The sequence below is a fragment of the Sphingopyxis witflariensis genome (assembly GCF_002205635.1).
GTDB classification, from domain to species: domain Bacteria; phylum Pseudomonadota; class Alphaproteobacteria; order Sphingomonadales; family Sphingomonadaceae; genus Sphingopyxis; species Sphingopyxis witflariensis.
The window spans coordinates 93087-108393 of record NZ_NISJ01000010.1 but is presented as its reverse complement, the minus strand read 5'-3'; the positions used below and the strand labels follow the sequence as shown (position 1 = coordinate 108393).

The following is a 15307-nucleotide window of genomic DNA, read 5'->3' as shown; positions in this document are numbered from 1 at the left end:
CGCGCCTCAGTTCGCGCCGAGCTTCATCGACAGGCGGATGCCATAGGTCCGTGGCGGCGAGAATTGTCCGGAAACATAGGCCCCCGTTGCCGCTGCGACGCGGCTGTAGGCATAAAGCTTGTTCGTGATATTCTCGGCGAACAATTGCGCCTGGAACCGATCGCCCGGCGACGACCAGCTCAGGCGGGCATTCAAGATCCAATAAGGCGCTTCGCGGGTTTGCGATTGGAAGGGCGCCTCCCCATTGAACACATCATGGAAGATTTGGCTGGTGTAGGCCGCTTCGCCCCGGAGGGTGAAGGCGCCGGCGTTCGCGGTCTCTATCCGCTGCTGCGCTCCGAAGTTGAGCTTCCATTCGGGGGCCCGGATAAGGCGGTTCCCTTTGATGTCGAGCGTCGCAAGGCCGAGCGGGTCCTGGAGAAGCTGGCTGCCATATTCGCTGTGGATCCACGAACCGGACCCATCGAGCGAGAATCCGGCAAGGCCGCGCGGCGCGAGCATATACTCGGCCTCGATGCCGTAAAGCGTCGCATCGGCGGCATTCCTGATCGTCGAGGAATTGTTGAGATAGGTCGTGAACTGGATGTCGCTGAAATCATAATAGAAGCCCGCCAAATTGACGCGCAGCTGATTGTCGGCGAGCGTCGACTTGAGCCCGGCTTCGTAGGACCAGAGGATTTCGGGGTTGAAACTCCCCGTGCATTCCGCCGGATTGAACCCCCCGGCCTTGTAGCCCCGCGACACCTTTCCGTAGAGCATCGCGCGATCCGAGAGGTCGAAATCCACCCCGGCCGTTCCGGTCCACGCGGTCCAGCTCTTCTTCGACTGGGTTTCGCACAAGGCCGCAGTCGGTACGAAGTTGGAGTGGAGCCGCCGGAAGACGTCCTTTTCATCGCGCGTGTAGCGAAGGCCCGCGGTCACCCGCAACCGATCCGCGATCCGGTAGGTGACTTGACCGAAGCCCGCCAGCGAGGAGCTTTTCTGCTCGGCACCGAAGCCCAGAAAGGCGACGGGCGTCGGTTGCCCGCCATAAAGGGTATTGCCGAGCAGCGGATCGGACCCGAGGAGGAGGAGATTGGGGATGAGAGGCTGCGACAGGTCGAAGACCGGTGGCGGTGCCGCGGTGCCCAGGCTGGCGGAGGCAATGATGAGATCGCCGAGCGAGGGCAGATAGATGTCCGCTTTCAGACTTGCGCGATCGTGCAGGTAAAAGACTCCTGCGAGCCAGTCCAGCCGGTCGTCGAACGCCTTCCCCGAGATATTCACTTCCTGCGTGAACTGCTTCGAGGTTTGCTGGATCGGATCCTCGTAGAGAATGGCCGCACTGCTGCCGTCATTGTCGGTCTGGATGAACAATTTGCTGAACCGATAAGCCGTGATCGACTTCAGCGATACATTCCCGATGTCCCAGTCGAGTGTCGCACTGGCCCCGCGAAGATTGACTTCGGTCCGCGACGGAAAGTCATTGGCAATGCGGGTCGATTTGGTGGGATCGCCTCCGCGCAGCCCGGGCTCCGAGAGGCCAAACAGGTCGGAGATGCTTCGATTCCCCAGCAGCGCGAGGTCCGAGGGCGACAGGAGGCCGGGAATTCCGGCGAGCGCGGTTCCCGGAAGGGAGAAAATTCCGGTCGGCGTTTCGGGTGAGATGCTCGACGGCGTCGGGAGCGCATCGATGAACTGCTGTACCGCGGACGTAACCTGCCGTGACATGTCGCCGCGCAAGGTCAGCTTGATGTCGCTCGACGGCTCGATAAGCAGCGCAGCCTGGCCGCTCAGATGGTCGTTGGCATCGTACCGCTTGCCGTCGAAGACATTGAAGCGGTAGCCGTCTCTCCGGTCATATTTCACCGAGACCCGTGCTGCCACCTTGTCCGGCACGATCGCACCGGTTGCCCCGGCTTCCACCGCGACGCGATCGTAATTTCCATAAGTGAAGGCAAGATTGGCAGCCGTGTCGTAGGACGGTGGCTTGGTGATGTAATTGATCGTCCCGCCGGTCGAATTGCGACCGTACAGGGTACCTTGCGGGCCACGCAGAACTTCGATGCGCTCGAGGTCGAAGCTGGGGACGCTCTGGGCAAAGAGCTGACCCATGTAGACGCCGTCCTGGAACGTCGCGACCGTCGGCTCGCCGGCCGTAACCGTCAGGTCGGAGCCGATGCCGCGCATCGAAAGTTGCGAGTAGCCGGTAAGCTGGGCGAACACCAGCGACGGAACATTGTACTGCAACTGCTGAACGCCGTTGATCTGCTGCTGCTCCAGCGTCTCGGATGTGAAGGCGCTGACCGCAACGGGCGTGCGCTGGAGCGACTCGCTTCGCTTCTGGGCCGTGACGATGATTTCGCCCAGCTGCGACGGTTCGTCGGCCGCAGGCGCTTCGGGCGCCGTTTGGGCCCGCGCTGCCCCAGCCCATGCCAACACGCCGATCGACGCACAAAGTGCCAGTGCCTTGCTCCGCATTCCAATTCCCTCCAGGAAGCCGTCTCGCGGCTCGCCGTCGGCAGCGCTGCTGCCGCGTCGATGGAGCCTGAGACGCGATGATGAGGGGATGAGGCCATCCGCGATAGCGCGCGCCGATCGATGCATCTGCCCATCCGGTCTCTTGCCGTAGCGCATTGTCAGCCTCCTCCCATTGACCGCCGGAGATTGCCTCCGTGCATTCGCGACCCCGAAGGTTCGCGAGCTTCATAGTGGTGGCATCATTAGGATTAATGTCAACGCAAAATATATATACGATCGTCCATATAGTTATAATTCGACCTTAGAGCGCCATCAGGGGTTGGGGCAAGCTTCTCCCGCGGCGCGTTCCTGCGCCTTGCTGTTCCGGGCATGGCAAAAGGAGACGTTCGGCACGGCCGACGCCTTCGATATCGATCGGGCCAGTGCTGACCGGCAGTCGGCTAAGTTGCGGGACGCAGGCTCTTCACCACGGCGTTGGCGAGATAATTCGAATATCCTTGCTTCATGGGCTCGTCGATCGCGCCGATGCCGAAGATATGCTGCATTTGATAACGGCCATGGAAGAATTGATCGCAGGCACCGACGATGTGAAAATAAAGATGAAGCGGATCGACCTTTGCGAAAACTCCCGAGGCCTGCCCTTCGGCGAGGATGTTCCGGAGAATCGTTGCCGCCCGCTTGCTGAACTCCTCCGCGATCAGCGGACCGTAGGTTTCGGGCTCTTCGGTGACGAGTTGGTGGGTCAGCGGGTTGATGAACGGGTAAGTGAAATAGCTGTCGATCATCCCGCGAACGAAGCCCGACAGCTTCTCTTCAGGCGACAATTGTCGCTGCGAGAAGGCATCGAGCTTTGATATGTCGCCGCCCAGAACCGAGCGAAGCAACTCCATCATCAGCCCCGCTTTGTTGCCGAAATAGTAGCTGATCAGAGCAGAATTGAGATCGGCCCGCCGTGCAATATCGGCGAGCGAAACATCAATTGATCCTCGCTCAACCATGAGATTGGCCGTTGCCTCAACCAGCCGATCGCGCGGCGGGGTTTCCGGCTCGGCTGTCTTGGCCCGTCGGCCTCTTGGTTTCATCGCAGGCGCCCTCATCGATCTCCCCAGCGCTTCCTGAATTCGGTCCTGTCGTGCCGACAGGACTCAAGCATACCAGCCGCACCGGCTTTAACAATGGCATAGCGACCGCCTGGGCCGCGCGGCGATGCCAGTATTGCACTTGGAGACCGCGGCGCAGTCTCGCAGGTAGACCAGGCTCGAAAATGGCTTGAGGCGATAAAAACATCTCATGCTCTGTATCAGCGGTTCCCCGAGCCGCTCCGTCCTCGCTTTGCGCCACATCGCAAGATTGCCCACCTGGAGCCCTTGGCGCGCGGAATGACCGCACCGCCGAGATGCAAACTTGTCATCGTTTAATTAATCGAGTAATTTTAGGCTCGGACCGCGGCCGGCTCGATCCTGCGAAGATCGGGTTTTGATCCCGAATCCTGAGGCCTCGAGATGTTGAAGGTCAAAAATAGTGGAGAGACCGATGAGCCTGTATTCTGCGATTGATTTGCCCCATCACCCTGGAAATCATCCGTTCTGGCAGGAATCCTGGGTATTGGTGTTTCGTGATCCGGACACTGGCCTCGTCGGCTTCCTGCGCACGGGATCCTATGTGAATCAGAAGACCACGCAGACGCATTGGGGGATGGCATTCCCCGACGGAACCCGCTTCCGTCGCCACCTGCTCGACCGTCCTCTGGAGGCAGGCGATCGAACCGATGTCATGGCCAGTTCCGGAACGATGCGATTCACGATTCCCGATATGGAATATTGTCGCTTCGAGGCGTTCGACGACGATGCGGAAGCGGACCTGCGCATCTATGATTGGTATCCTTCGCAGGAATGGGAGGTGGTCGGAGGACCGGGTCATGGAACATTGACTTCGGGAGGCGACGATCATGGCCACCCGGAAAGCGCCGGCCGGGTGGAAGGCCGCGTCCGGATCGGCGACCGGGTGGTCACGATCGAGAATGGCATCGGCTACCGCGATCATGGCTACGGACCGCGCCCGCTACCGATGTTTCGCTCGGCGCGCTGGCATGCCGGCACGGTGGGCGAGAAGCTGAGCTACTCGCTGCTCACGATGCAGGCCGAGGATGGCGCCTTCGCCAAGATGGGCTATGTGATGCTCGATGGAAAGCGCGAGCCTATCCGGGATTTCCATACCGTCAATTGCACGCTGGGGGACGGCCTCTCGTCGATCGGCGGCTGGACTGTGGCGCAGCTCGAGAACGGCCAGACCCTTCGTATCGACGTCGAAGCTGTCGATGGCGTCGTGACTTCCACCGACCTCAACAATGGCGGTCCGAACTCTTCTCCGGCAGGGATCGAAGTTCTGTCTATCCCCAGGTGGCAAGGCCTGGAGGGCGTGTGCGATTTCAACATGATCGACAATGCCCATCGCGGCAATCAGGAGGTGTCGCACCTCTTTCTCGCCAACACGAACGACGGAATTTCCCAGCGGGGATTTGACCCCTCCTGGCTCCGCTAAAAAAGGCAGGCGACCGCGTATGTAACTGCTGCGGTCGCCGCAGCCGCAAGGACTCGCGATCTCGCGAGCGTCGCAGTGCGGAGAGGACGCTCGGGGTCGAGCGAACAAGTGGACCCTAAATTTCAGTCGATCGTGCCCGACGGCGGCAGCAAAATCTCCAGTCCGACCCTGGCGGCCAAATCCGCGGCGATCTTCGGCCCGCGTTCGATGACTGGCAACAACTGGCGCAATATGGGCTCCGGGAAATGCCGGAACGTCAGCACGTTGATGACCGCCAGCCGATAGGCCGTAAACAGCTCGAAATAGGGCATGTTGCGAAGCTTGCGCCCCGACAGTCGCTCATATTCTGCAATCCGCTGCTGATAACTCAGCGTCCCTTCCAGAGCCGGGACATCATTCTGGATGATCTGGTCGCCCATATGCGTGAAACAGACATCGCATTCGGGCGTCCCGAGAAAGCTCATCTCCCAATCGACCACGGCCGACACCGCGGTCCCGAGATAGAGATAATTGCCGAAGTTCGCGTCGCCATGACACAGGACCGTATCAATGTCGGCCGGCTCATTTGCGACGAGCCAATCCCGGAGCGGTCGCAGCGCTTCGAGATAGGGCTTGCAGTCGGCATATTCGAGCGAATCCCAATACCAATTTACCTCGCGCTCGATCGGACGCGCACCCGCCGCGCGCTTTTCCAGCCATTCGAGCCCGAGCGCCCGCCAGTCCAGCGCATGCACGCGCGCGAGCGCTTCGAGATAGCCCAGTTGCATCTCGCGCCGCGCTGCCGGCTCAGCGTCGGCGATGATGCCCGAAGTCATCCAGGTCATCGGCGCGCTCGCCCCCTCGACCATTCCCATCACATAGCCCGGGCGACCGAGAAGGTTGCCGTCCGGATCGAGCCAGATCTGTGGCGGAACCGGCACATCGGTGGCTTCAAGCGCGCGCTGCAGGTTGAACTGCGCGGTGACGTCATAGGCGTGGAACAGGCCGCGCGTCGGCATGAAACGCAAGACGAGACCCGACGAGCGCGGCTCGCCGTCTTCGGTCCAGCTTGCCTCGAACAGAAGAGTTCCGTTCGAACCACCCGCAGCTGTGCCGACTTCGCGCACGTTGGCGACTCGGACGTCCGAGACTCCCGCCTGCGCGCCGATAAACTGCATGAGCCGGTCGCCCCATTGATCGGGAGTGGTTTCGGCGAACCGCGCACCACGCTGATGCTTGACGATAGCTGCGCCAATCTGATCGACATCGAGTTCCGACATGACTCTCCCGTTTCTGTTCTGCCGCGCGGCCGGCTCTCGACCGCAGGTTGGCGCCCATCGCCCAGGCGGGATCCTCGGGCGATCATCCGCGGTGCTCGAACGATTGTGCCATGTTTCGTGACCGCAGACGACGCTCCCGCAACGAGGGCGAAGCACCATCGGGCCGATTGAGCAGCGAAAGTCAACGGATAATTAATTGAATACCTAAAAAATTCGTGGCGCGTGCCCGCTGCCCGCTCCTCCGCCGCAACGCACCGTTAAACCCGCCGCAGCAGCAGCCCTGTTGACGGCGGAAAGAAAATATAATTAGATGAGTAATTAATGAACGAACGATCCCCGGGTTTCGAGGAATCGCGCGCAATGCGCAATGAAGGGACGAGGCCATGGAAATTTCGAAACTGTCACCGCTGCCGGATGATGTCGAGCTTCCGCACGATCCTGGGGAAGATCCGCAATGGCAGGAAAGCATTGTCCTTGGCTGGGCCGATCCCTCCCAGGAAATCGGCGGCTTCATCCGGATCGGCCATCAACCGAACCTCGGCCTTACCCGGTCCTGCTTTGGCGTGACCTCGCGTAACGGGCTCAACTATTCCCGCACAGCTGAAGGGCTTCCCCTTCGCGAAGCCGACCGGTCCGTCGACACGTTCCATGCCGATGGTTTCCAGTCCGCCACATTCGGCGTCCGCTCAAGCCGGTGGCGTGCCAGCGACGAGAATGTCGATCTCGATATCCAGGTCCGCGATGTGCACGCACCCTATGATTTCTGGGACCTCACTGGCATGCGGAACGAAACGAGCCGCGTGATGGCAGCCAATCATCTCCAGGCCGGCGGCACTTTTTCGGGGTCCGTTCGGATCGGCGACGAGCCCGAGCGCGCCATTTCGGGCTTTACCTATCGCGACCATAGCTGGGGCCCACGGCACATGGATAACCCCAATGCCGACATGTATGCCGCCTGGTGGCTCGTGGGCTCGCTTGGTGAGGATTTTTCTTTTGGCTTCGGCGGCGGGCGCATGCGCTCCGGGCTCGAAAGTCTTTTCGGCTATATCGTAAAGGATGGCGAAGTGGACACCGCCGTGATCGAGGATGCGTCCGTGCTGATGGCATTTGACGGGCTATCCAATCGGGGCGGAACCGTCGTGGCCGTTTCGGAAAAATTTGGCCGGCTGACGTTCGAGGCCGAAGGATATGGCAATGTCTGGCTTGAACTTGGTCAGAAGCATTTCGAGATGGCGATGCCATGCACAATACGTTGCGGCAATCGCACGGGCGGTGGCCTCATCGACACGATCTTGAACCCACGCAATGGGACCGATCGTCCGACCTTCGTGGCGAGCGGCAGACTCGACAACGGTCTTTACCGCAGCCGGGCCGGGTTGAATCATCCATGAGCGGCTCGCAGACGATCGACCGCGAGGCGATGCGGAAAGGCCTTCAGGCCTGGTTGCGGCAGAAATTCGCCGATCTGGGCGACCTGACCTTGTCGCCCCTGCGTTTTCCCAGCGGCACGGGTAATTCCGCTGAAACGATGTTCGCTACCATGGCTTATGAAGCCGATGGCGAACATCGTGAACGCGCACTCGTCATCAGGCGACAACTCGCCGGGACGGACCTCTTCCTGGACGCCGATATCAGGCTGCCGCACCGGATGATGGAGGCGCTCGCGCTCCACCCCCATATTCCTGCCCCGCGCGCGCTCGGTGTCGAACCCGACCCGGCGCCGATAGGGAGCCCCTTCCTCGTGATGGAGGCGATCGAAGGACGGGTCGTTGACCAGGTGCCGAATTATAACGTCGAAGGGTGGCTCGCCGATTTGCCGATCGAACAGCGACGCGAGATATGGCTGCGAGCGATCGGAACGCTGGCGCGGCTCCACCGGATCGACTGGCGGCAAGGCTTTTCCTTTCTGGACGACCGCCAGCGGGGCGAACCCGGCATCGATCAGTTCCTTGCCTGGACCAGAGACTGGTATATCTGGGCCAAAGCTGGTCGCCGGCTCGAAGTTGCCGACGCCGCCCTCGACTATCTCATGGCAAACAAGCCCCGGGACACCGATGTCAGCGTCCTTTGGGGCGATCCGACACCTGCCAATATGATGTTCGGACCCGACCTCAGCGTAGCAGCCCTGATCGACTTCGAAATGGCTTCCCTCGGTCCCGGCGAAGCAGATCTCGCATGGTGGCTCGAGGCCGAGGAAAATTTCTCGACGCTGTCGGGGGTAGCGCGGCTCGAGGGTCTGCCAAGCCGCGCCGAGATCATCGCCCATTACGAAGCCGAACGCGGTCGGCCGGTTGCCGATCTGGACTATTATTCGATGCTCGCCTGGTTCCGCATGAACATCGTGGGAATTCGCTTCTCGGATCGCCTCGTCGGCGAAGGGCGGATGCCAGCGGGGACGGACGTGCTGACAAACAATCCCGCGACGATGCTGATGGCGCGCAAACTCGGTATGCCGGACGCATCGCCGGGCGAAGGTTTCATGGCGATGGTCAATGGCATGGCCGGTGCGGGGGCGTGATCTTTAGTCATTACAAACAGAAAAGAAGGGATTGAGGTAATGGAAGCCGTGTTCTCGGATCATTGGGATTGCCCGCACCAGTTCAGCGACGAACCTAGCTGGCAGGAGAGCGATTGCTACTGGTTCTATGATGTCAAATTGGGCGTGGGAGGCTTCCATCGCATCGGCCAGAAGCCGAACAAGGGCACGGGCCAGCTGATGCTGTTCGTCTTCAAGACGGGCGGTGAACGATTTGTCCTCAACAGCGCCCCGCGCAACGAGGTAAAATTAGGTGCGGACGCGCGCCAGTCCCGCAAGCAGGTCGTTGGCAGCCACACGGCCGAGGCTCTCGGCGACGGCAGGATGCGCTACACCTGGGACGAGCCTGAGTCTTCGGCTGATATCGAATTTTACGAGAGCTTCTATACACCGCGCAACTGGCCGTCGGGCAAGAATACAGAGCATTTCGAAGAAGCTACCAATTCCGATGGTCACCTCGAATGCGGCGGCCGCATTCGCGGGAAAGTCCGAATTGGCGACAATGAATATGAAATTGACGCTCTTGCCCATCGCGACCGGTCATGGGGGAAGCGCAGCGACAGCGCGCCCATGATGCATCGATATCGCATGTACACCGGCACCTGTGGTTCCGAACTCAGCTTCGCGGGCTTCTTTCTCGATTTCAACGAAACGACCCCGATGACAATGGGCTTCGTCGATCGCAACGGCAAGCAGGAGGCGATCACCAACCTGCGGGTTGCCGTGACCTTTGATTATGATGGCCTGACTCCGCTCGGGAGCATCGGCATCATGACGCTTGAGTCCGGCGAGCAGCTCAGGATCGAATCCAAGGTCGTTCAGGGGTTCCTCACACCTCTGCCGGCGATGGGCACATTCTCGCAGGACAATATCTCGACCTTTGAATATGGCGGGAAAACAGGGTTCGTCGATCTCGAAATGTGCACGAACCCTGGCCGGGGTTCATATATCCCGAACCAGGCGGACGTCAGTTTTCTTGCGATTGCCGAGGGGCTCAGCAAGGCCGAGGATTATATTATTTGAAATCGATGTGGGTTGCCGGCGCCCGGAAAACGGCGCCGGCACGGCGACGCCCAGCGGGCAATCGCGTTTGAGAATGCGCGAAAGTGCCGGACCCGATGCTAATGATAGAGGGGCCGCGCAGCTGGCAAGCTGCGCGGCCCCTGTCCATTGTGTTGCTTCTCGGGCCGGGTGCTGTCCGCCATGCCCCGATCCACGGCGTCAATCGCCGTATATGCGTTTCGCGTTGGCGAGTTCGGCATGAAGGTGGGCGAGATAATAGGTCCAGACCTGTTCGAAGGCTGGCTGGAAGCTCCGCCCCGATAGCAGGATGCACTGCGTCTTGAAGAGAGGAAACAGTTTGAAAAAGTCATAATGTTCCGCCGGAGCGCCGGCCTCTTCCTCGAACCGAGCAAGATATTCTGCCTCGGTCGGTGTCCCGTCGACATGCTTGTCGAGCTGTTTCATCGTCTCGGTGAGGAAGACGATGAGCGCAAGATCGGCCTCATTATGGCCGAGATAGGCGAGTTCCCAATCGAGCACAGCCGCAAGCCGCCCGTCGCGAAACATCACATTCGCGATCTGCGAATCGCCCTGTACAAGCGTTCCCTCGCGAACGGCTGGCTGGTGCGCCACCATCCAGCGGTGAGCCTCGACGATGGGCTCGAGCTTCGGATCGTCCGGCTCGGAGCTTAGCCTTGCTTCCGCGAGGAACCAGTTGAGTTCGCGTTCGATATCGGTTTCACCGCTGCCGCGCGCGAGCAGATGCGGCAGTTCGTCGCGTCCGATCGCCTCGCGGCGCAGGCGACCATGAAAGCCAGCGGCCTCGAGCATCATCGCCTTGCGCGCTTCCGGACTGACGTCGGCGAGCGGCCCCTTGGAGTACATTGCGGACGCGGGAGGCGTGCCCTCGATCCGCGCCATGACGAAGGACGGATAGCCGACAGCGGAACCGTCCGCGTCAAGCCATAGCGGCTCGGGCACGGGCAGACCGCGCTTGTATGCCGCGACGAGAGTCAGGAACTCGTCAGAAAAGCTCTTCTGCTTGATCATGGTCGTGCCAGGTGCGTAACGCGCGACCATGTCTTCCCGGCGACGCTCGCCGCTCCGCCCGAACTCGGCCGTGAACAACAGAATGCCGTTGCTGGCACCGGATGATTGCGGGACAATGAAATTGCTGAGCGTGACGGGGCCTTCGATGCCGGGCTGCGCAGCAATGAAGGCTGCCAGCCGATCTGCGTCAATTTCCGGGTAGCCCGACTTCGCAGCCGCGACCGACTTGTCGTAGAACCCCTGCAATTCTTCAGTTTCCGCACTCATTTCAAATCAACTTTCCGTGTTCAATATTCTTCGGCGACGGGCCGGCCCGCAGGCCGGCCCTGGTGCCTCAGCGGATTTTCAGTGCCAGTTCCACACCATAGGTGCGTGGCGGATTATAGACCCCCGTGACCCCATTGAGCTGCACCACAGTCCCCTGGATATAATTTGTCTTGGTGATGTTCCGGACAAAGCCACGCACGGTGACCAAATCATTGGGTTCGTACGTCACGAATGCATTATACAGTTCATATGCATTCTGCCGCAGCGAGGGATCATTATATTCGCGGAGGCGGTATCCGCTTGTGAAATAGGCCTCGCCGCGAAGCGTGATCTTGCCCGAGCCGACGGGAAATTCGAGTTGCGTTCCGATCGTACCGGACGCACCCGGAGCCTTGTTGAGAGCCCGTCCCGCCAAATCGGTACCATCGGGCTCGCCAAAGATCGCGCCACCCGTCGACAGGAAGCGCTTATATTCGCTGTGGACGAAGCTCGCGTTGCCATCGAAGCTCAGCATATCATTGACCTGCAGCCGCCCGTCGATGTCCAGCCCGTAGATCTCGCTTTTCGGAGCGCCTACGACATTGGTCCCGAATATCGTCGACTGCTCGACCGAGATATTCTTGTAATCATAGTAGAAGGCCGCAAAATTCAGTGTCGCGCGCCTGTCAAGAAACCGCGCCTTGAGTCCCGTCTCGATGGCGTTGACCGTTTCCGGTTTATATTGATTGCCGCAGGTACTGTTGGAAAAGCCGCCGGACTTGTACCCACGCGACAGCTGCCCATAGGCCATGACATCGTCCGACAGATCATGCTGCAGGCCTATGCGTCCCGTAGCCGACCAGTCGGTCACGCGCTGAAGCGGTGCGCCCGGACTGCAATCGGTCTGAACGACCGTGCCGCCGGGAAGCTGGAACGTCACCAACAGATCATTTTGCGACCGCTCGTAAAGACCCCGGACGCCACCAAACAGCCGGGTAGCGTCGCTCACGCTGATCGTGGCATCTGCGAATATGGAGGCGCTTTCGCGCTTCGAGCGGCCGTTGGACACACGGATGAGTGCGGACGGGCTGCCAAGCAGCCGACCGTCGAGGGTAACTGAGCCGGTCGTTCGGTTGATTTCATTATAGTAAAAGGCCCCCACCAGCCAGTCCACCGGCCCACTGTCGCCCTTGAGGTTGAATTCCTGTGAGAAGGTCGAAACCCGGACACCCTGGGCGATCGGAATGGTCAGATTTGCAAAGATCGGGTCATTGGGATTTCCTTGCGCCAACGAGTCCAGCGAATTGTAATTGACGCGCAGGCGAGAAGCGCCGGTGATCGAGACAAGACTTACGTTGCCGCCGAGATCGAACGTGTTTTTCAGCGATGCCAGCGCGATGGACCGATTGCCGTCAAAAATGAGCGGGGAGTTCAACCGGCGAGGGGTGACGATCGTATCCTGGATCGGCAAGGACAGGCGATTGAGGTCATAGGGCTGACGCACCGGGCCGTTGCTGGCTTCGCGCCGGTAGGTCAGGCGCGCTTCCATATACCACCCGGGCGACACGTCGGCGTCGATGCCGAAGCGGCCACCGATGTAGCGCAGATCGTCGAGATCCTGGCCGGTCTGGAGATTCTTGACATAGCCGTCTCGTTGGCCACCTTCGATGTAGAGCCGCGCGCGCACTCCGTCGCTAAGCGGGCCGCTGACATAAGCCGAGCCTTTGAGGTCGTCATAATTCCCGTAGCCCGCCGTAACGCCCGCTTCGAACTCGCGGGTAGGCGCCGCCGATATGAAGTTGACGATACCCGCCGTGGAATTCTTGCCGTAAAGTGTCCCTTGCGGGCCACGCAGCACTTCGATCCCGCCAAGGTCGAACTGGCCGAGGCCAGCGCCCTGAGGGCTCGAAAGATAGACGCCGTCGAGATGCAAGGAGACCGAATTTTCGCCCGCGCCGGTCGTGAAGGTGGTGCCGACGCCGCGAATGGAAATGTTGGAGTTGCCGGAAACAGGGTCGAACTTGAGGCCCGCAACCGCCCCCTGAAGCTCTTCAAGACCGCCAATCTGGCGATCCTCGATCATGCCCGCGTCGAGCGCGTTAATTACTGCAGGAACATCTTGGAGATTCTGGGACCGCTTCTGAGCTGTCACAATAATTTCGTTTAGCCCCGTCGAACTTCCATCGGTGTTGGCCGAGGCATCACGGCTTGCTGGCGCCTCGCTTCCCTCGATAGTGTCAGCCGCGCTGGCAGACGTCGATACACCGAGCATGATGCCCGCCATTGCCAACGCGGACACTGTGGCAAGCTGGTTTGATCGATTAATCACTTCAGTCTCTCCCTTCCCATTCGCGCGTCTCGGCGCGCATCCTTATTTTTGCGGGCTGTGATCTTTGAGGCGCAGACATGCAGCGTGCCCAGCGGCTAAGCGGTAGGCGCCGCACACACGGCTAAAATCTTCAAAAATATATGATTTTCCATCCTCCCGTCGACTAGCTCAAGCCAGCCCCGAAATCCGCATAGTTTCAACTGGTCTGCGCCAGCATTCAGGCATAAATCCCCCAAGTGGTCATAATTGTCAATATAATAACGTTTTCGCCCAGTTTGCTTTTCAATTCGCCCCTTGAGTTGGGCTGATTGATCGGAAAATGAAGTTTGATCGCAACCCCGCAAAGCGCTCGATCCTGATTTGCCGGCAGACTTGTCCGCGCCGGAAACGCAGCATCCGCCACATCAGAAATGGCGACACGCCGCTAAGAGGGACCTGGGCCGGCAAGATCGGGACCTTGGCAAAGCAGTTGTTACGGCTCGACCTGATGCTGCTCGATAAGCTTGGATATCCGCCCTTCAGACGAAGGGAGGGCGCTGCTCCCTCTGATCAGCAAGGCCTATGAGCGCTTCAGTGTGCACATCACTACAAACCCCGCGTTAGCAGACTGGCCCATCATCTTCGGTGATCCCAAGATGGCTACGGCGCTGCTCGACCGCGCGATCTCGTCAGGACCGGGGAGGAAAGCCAGCGATGTCAAACGGCGTTCAAAAGGGACCCCCGATCGGCGTCGAAGAGGGACCCCTTTTTCGGATATGATGCTGGTTAGTTGAGGGTCGCCTTGCGCTGCGTGCGGCGGAGGGCGGGCGTAGCCCGACCGGAGGCGCGCGCAGCGCAAGATAGATTTTTGAAGGCGCCGAAGGTGGCGGTCAGCTGCGGTTTTTGAAGCGCCAGCTGTCGTTGCCCGTCTCGATGATATCGCAGTGGTGGGTGACGCGGTCGAGCAGCGCCGTAGTCATCTTGGGATCACCGAAGACGGTGGGCCACTCGCCGAAGGCGAGGTTGGTGGTGATGATGACGCTGGTGCGCTCATAAAGCTTGCTGATGAGGTGGAACAGCAACTGCCCTCCGGAGCGGGCGAACGGCAGATAACCGAGCTCGTCGAGCACGATCAGGTCGAGCCGCGACAGCTGCGCCGCCAGGGTCCCGCCCTTGCCGATCCGGGTCTCCTCTTCGAGGCGTGTCACCATCGACGCGAGCCTTTGTGCCGTGGGCACGAGGTTTTTACGCCCTAGAATCCGGTGATTGCTGGGTGATTGCTGGTTGGATTACCACTGGGATTATTCCCCATAAAATCTATATTTTACAATATTTTAATTGAATAGGGGCATGAAATCTGGTATTTCCGCTATCGGCGGAAAGCCTGACGCCGACTGTCCGGCGCACATATAAATCGGGGCGGCCCCTTTGCGGGTGCCGCCCCAGTTATATGTCCGTCGGGAAAGGGAGAGGACGGACCGGAGATGGGTGTCTTTGGTGCGTCGTGGGTTTAGCGGGCAGCAACCTGGCTGTCGGCTTGGGCTTCGGTGACGCCGGCGAGCTTCAGCGCGGCGCGGAATTGCTTGGCGGCGGCGCGCTCATTGCCCGCTTCGCACAGCTTGTTGCCGGTCGAAACGAAGCGCTTGGCGCTGGCCTGCTTGCCACCTTCGGTGCTGTCGGCGGCGGTGCGTGCCTGATCGGCAAGCCCGGCGCAGCGGTAATCGCCGCCCGACTGGGCATAGGCCGGCGAGGCAGACGCCATCAAGCCGGCGAAAGCGAGGCCCGATGCGGCGACAATGGCAAAAGCGGTGGGAAAGCGGCGGAAAGCGGAGAGCTGATAGGCCATGGGAGAGGTTCCTTTCGTTTCGTTGTGCAACCTTTTTAGCTGCGATTGCGCACTTAGAT

At 60.2% G+C, this 15307-nt stretch carries 12 protein-coding genes and 2 pseudogenes; 6 read left to right on the top strand and 8 right to left on the bottom strand.

Going from position 1 to position 15307, the window contains the following annotated elements; translation table 11 throughout:
• Positions 1 to 6 precede the first annotated feature (6 nt).
• The 3 genes and pseudogenes from CDQ91_RS16515 to CDQ91_RS22075 form a co-directional block, all read right to left on the bottom strand.
• Complete coding sequence (locus CDQ91_RS16515; protein WP_054586675.1) at positions 7 to 2460, bottom strand: TonB-dependent receptor; 2454 nt, start codon at positions 2458 to 2460, stop codon at positions 7 to 9.
• A 440-nt stretch (positions 2461 to 2900) separates the two neighbouring features.
• Positions 2901 to 3353 (bottom strand): hypothetical protein, encoded by a 453-nt coding sequence (locus tag CDQ91_RS16510; protein ID WP_237246022.1) that lies wholly within the window; start codon positions 3351 to 3353, stop codon positions 2901 to 2903.
• Between the two features lie 3 nt (positions 3354 to 3356).
• Positions 3357 to 3542, bottom strand: a pseudogene (locus tag CDQ91_RS22075) (TetR family transcriptional regulator); the annotation flags it as partial.
• A gap of 451 nt (positions 3543 to 3993) precedes the next feature.
• Between CDQ91_RS22075 and CDQ91_RS16505 the strand changes: the two are divergent.
• Positions 3994 to 5001, top strand: a complete 1008-nt coding sequence (locus CDQ91_RS16505) for a DUF7064 domain-containing protein (RefSeq protein WP_088473818.1) — start codon at positions 3994 to 3996, stop codon at positions 4999 to 5001.
• Between the two features lie 122 nt (positions 5002 to 5123).
• Here the strand turns inward: CDQ91_RS16505 and CDQ91_RS16500 are convergent, their stop codons facing one another.
• On the bottom strand, positions 5124 to 6260 hold the full coding sequence (locus CDQ91_RS16500; RefSeq protein ID WP_054586672.1) for a phosphotransferase family protein: 1137 nt from the start codon (positions 6258 to 6260) through the stop codon (positions 5124 to 5126).
• A gap of 383 nt (positions 6261 to 6643) precedes the next feature.
• Between CDQ91_RS16500 and CDQ91_RS22070 the strand changes: the two genes are divergently transcribed.
• The 3 genes from CDQ91_RS22070 to CDQ91_RS16490 are packed head-to-tail and all read left to right on the top strand — an operon-like array spanning position 6644 to position 9819.
• Positions 6644 to 7651 carry a DUF7065 domain-containing protein gene (locus tag CDQ91_RS22070; protein WP_058537098.1) on the top strand — a complete coding sequence of 336 codons (1008 nt, stop codon included), beginning with the start codon at positions 6644 to 6646 and terminating at the stop codon, positions 7649 to 7651.
• On the top strand, positions 7648 to 8778 hold the full coding sequence (locus CDQ91_RS16495) for a phosphotransferase family protein (RefSeq protein ID WP_158213699.1): 1131 nt from the start codon (positions 7648 to 7650) through the stop codon (positions 8776 to 8778). The genes CDQ91_RS22070 and CDQ91_RS16495 overlap by 4 nt, the downstream gene beginning before the upstream one ends.
• 39 nt (positions 8779 to 8817) lie before the next feature.
• A complete protein-coding gene (locus tag CDQ91_RS16490; protein WP_054586669.1) occupies positions 8818 to 9819 on the top strand; it encodes a DUF7064 domain-containing protein in 1002 nt (333 codons plus the stop codon).
• 198 nt (positions 9820 to 10017) lie between these two features.
• Here CDQ91_RS16490 and CDQ91_RS16485 read toward each other — a convergent pair whose 3' ends face one another.
• Both CDQ91_RS16485 and CDQ91_RS16480 read right to left on the bottom strand, forming a co-directional pair.
• Entirely contained in the window at positions 10018 to 11115 is a 1098-nt protein-coding gene (locus CDQ91_RS16485) for a phosphotransferase family protein (protein ID WP_058537101.1), read from the bottom strand.
• A 67-nt stretch (positions 11116 to 11182) separates the two neighbouring features.
• Positions 11183 to 13246 (bottom strand): TonB-dependent receptor, encoded by a 2064-nt coding sequence (locus CDQ91_RS16480; RefSeq protein ID WP_158213698.1) that lies wholly within the window; start codon positions 13244 to 13246, stop codon positions 11183 to 11185.
• 496 nt (positions 13247 to 13742) lie between these two features.
• On the opposite strand from CDQ91_RS16480, the gene CDQ91_RS22065 reads away from it, so the two are divergent.
• Positions 13743 to 13988, top strand: coding sequence for a hypothetical protein (locus CDQ91_RS22065; RefSeq protein WP_144036800.1), 246 nt, complete (start codon positions 13743 to 13745; stop codon positions 13986 to 13988).
• 10 nt (positions 13989 to 13998) lie between these two features.
• Positions 13999 to 14196, top strand: a complete 198-nt coding sequence (locus CDQ91_RS22060; protein ID WP_419722572.1) for an ATP-binding protein — start codon at positions 13999 to 14001, stop codon at positions 14194 to 14196.
• A gap of 96 nt (positions 14197 to 14292) precedes the next feature.
• Here CDQ91_RS22060 and CDQ91_RS16470 read toward each other — a convergent pair.
• Both CDQ91_RS16470 and CDQ91_RS16465 read right to left on the bottom strand, forming a co-directional pair.
• A pseudogene (locus CDQ91_RS16470) lies at positions 14293 to 14613 on the bottom strand (ATP-binding protein); the annotation flags it as partial.
• A 299-nt stretch (positions 14614 to 14912) separates the two neighbouring features.
• Positions 14913 to 15248 carry a hypothetical protein gene (locus tag CDQ91_RS16465; RefSeq protein ID WP_088473814.1) on the bottom strand — a complete coding sequence of 112 codons (336 nt, stop codon included), beginning with the start codon at positions 15246 to 15248 and terminating at the stop codon, positions 14913 to 14915.
• Positions 15249 to 15307 lie beyond the last annotated feature (59 nt).

What these genes read in the sequence shown, in the direction of transcription:
- CDQ91_RS16515 (WP_054586675.1), bottom strand. Translation starts at nt 2,460, where the DNA reads ATGCGGAGCAAGGCACTGGCACTTTGTGCGTCGATCGGCGTGTTGGCA.
- CDQ91_RS16510 (WP_237246022.1), bottom strand. Translation starts at nt 3,353, where the DNA reads ATGATGGAGTTGCTTCGCTCGGTTCTGGGCGGCGACATATCAAAGCTC.
- CDQ91_RS16505 (WP_088473818.1), top strand. Translation starts at nt 3,994, where the DNA reads ATGAGCCTGTATTCTGCGATTGATTTGCCCCATCACCCTGGAAATCAT.
- CDQ91_RS16500 (WP_054586672.1), bottom strand. Translation starts at nt 6,260, where the DNA reads ATGTCGGAACTCGATGTCGATCAGATTGGCGCAGCTATCGTCAAGCAT.
- CDQ91_RS22070 (WP_058537098.1), top strand. Translation starts at nt 6,644, where the DNA reads ATGGAAATTTCGAAACTGTCACCGCTGCCGGATGATGTCGAGCTTCCG.
- CDQ91_RS16495 (WP_158213699.1), top strand. Translation starts at nt 7,648, where the DNA reads ATGAGCGGCTCGCAGACGATCGACCGCGAGGCGATGCGGAAAGGCCTT.
- CDQ91_RS16490 (WP_054586669.1), top strand. Translation starts at nt 8,818, where the DNA reads ATGGAAGCCGTGTTCTCGGATCATTGGGATTGCCCGCACCAGTTCAGC.
- CDQ91_RS16485 (WP_058537101.1), bottom strand. Translation starts at nt 11,115, where the DNA reads ATGAGTGCGGAAACTGAAGAATTGCAGGGGTTCTACGACAAGTCGGTC.
- CDQ91_RS22065 (WP_144036800.1), top strand. Translation starts at nt 13,743, where the DNA reads ATGAAGTTTGATCGCAACCCCGCAAAGCGCTCGATCCTGATTTGCCGG.
- CDQ91_RS16465 (WP_088473814.1), bottom strand. Translation starts at nt 15,248, where the DNA reads ATGGCCTATCAGCTCTCCGCTTTCCGCCGCTTTCCCACCGCTTTTGCC.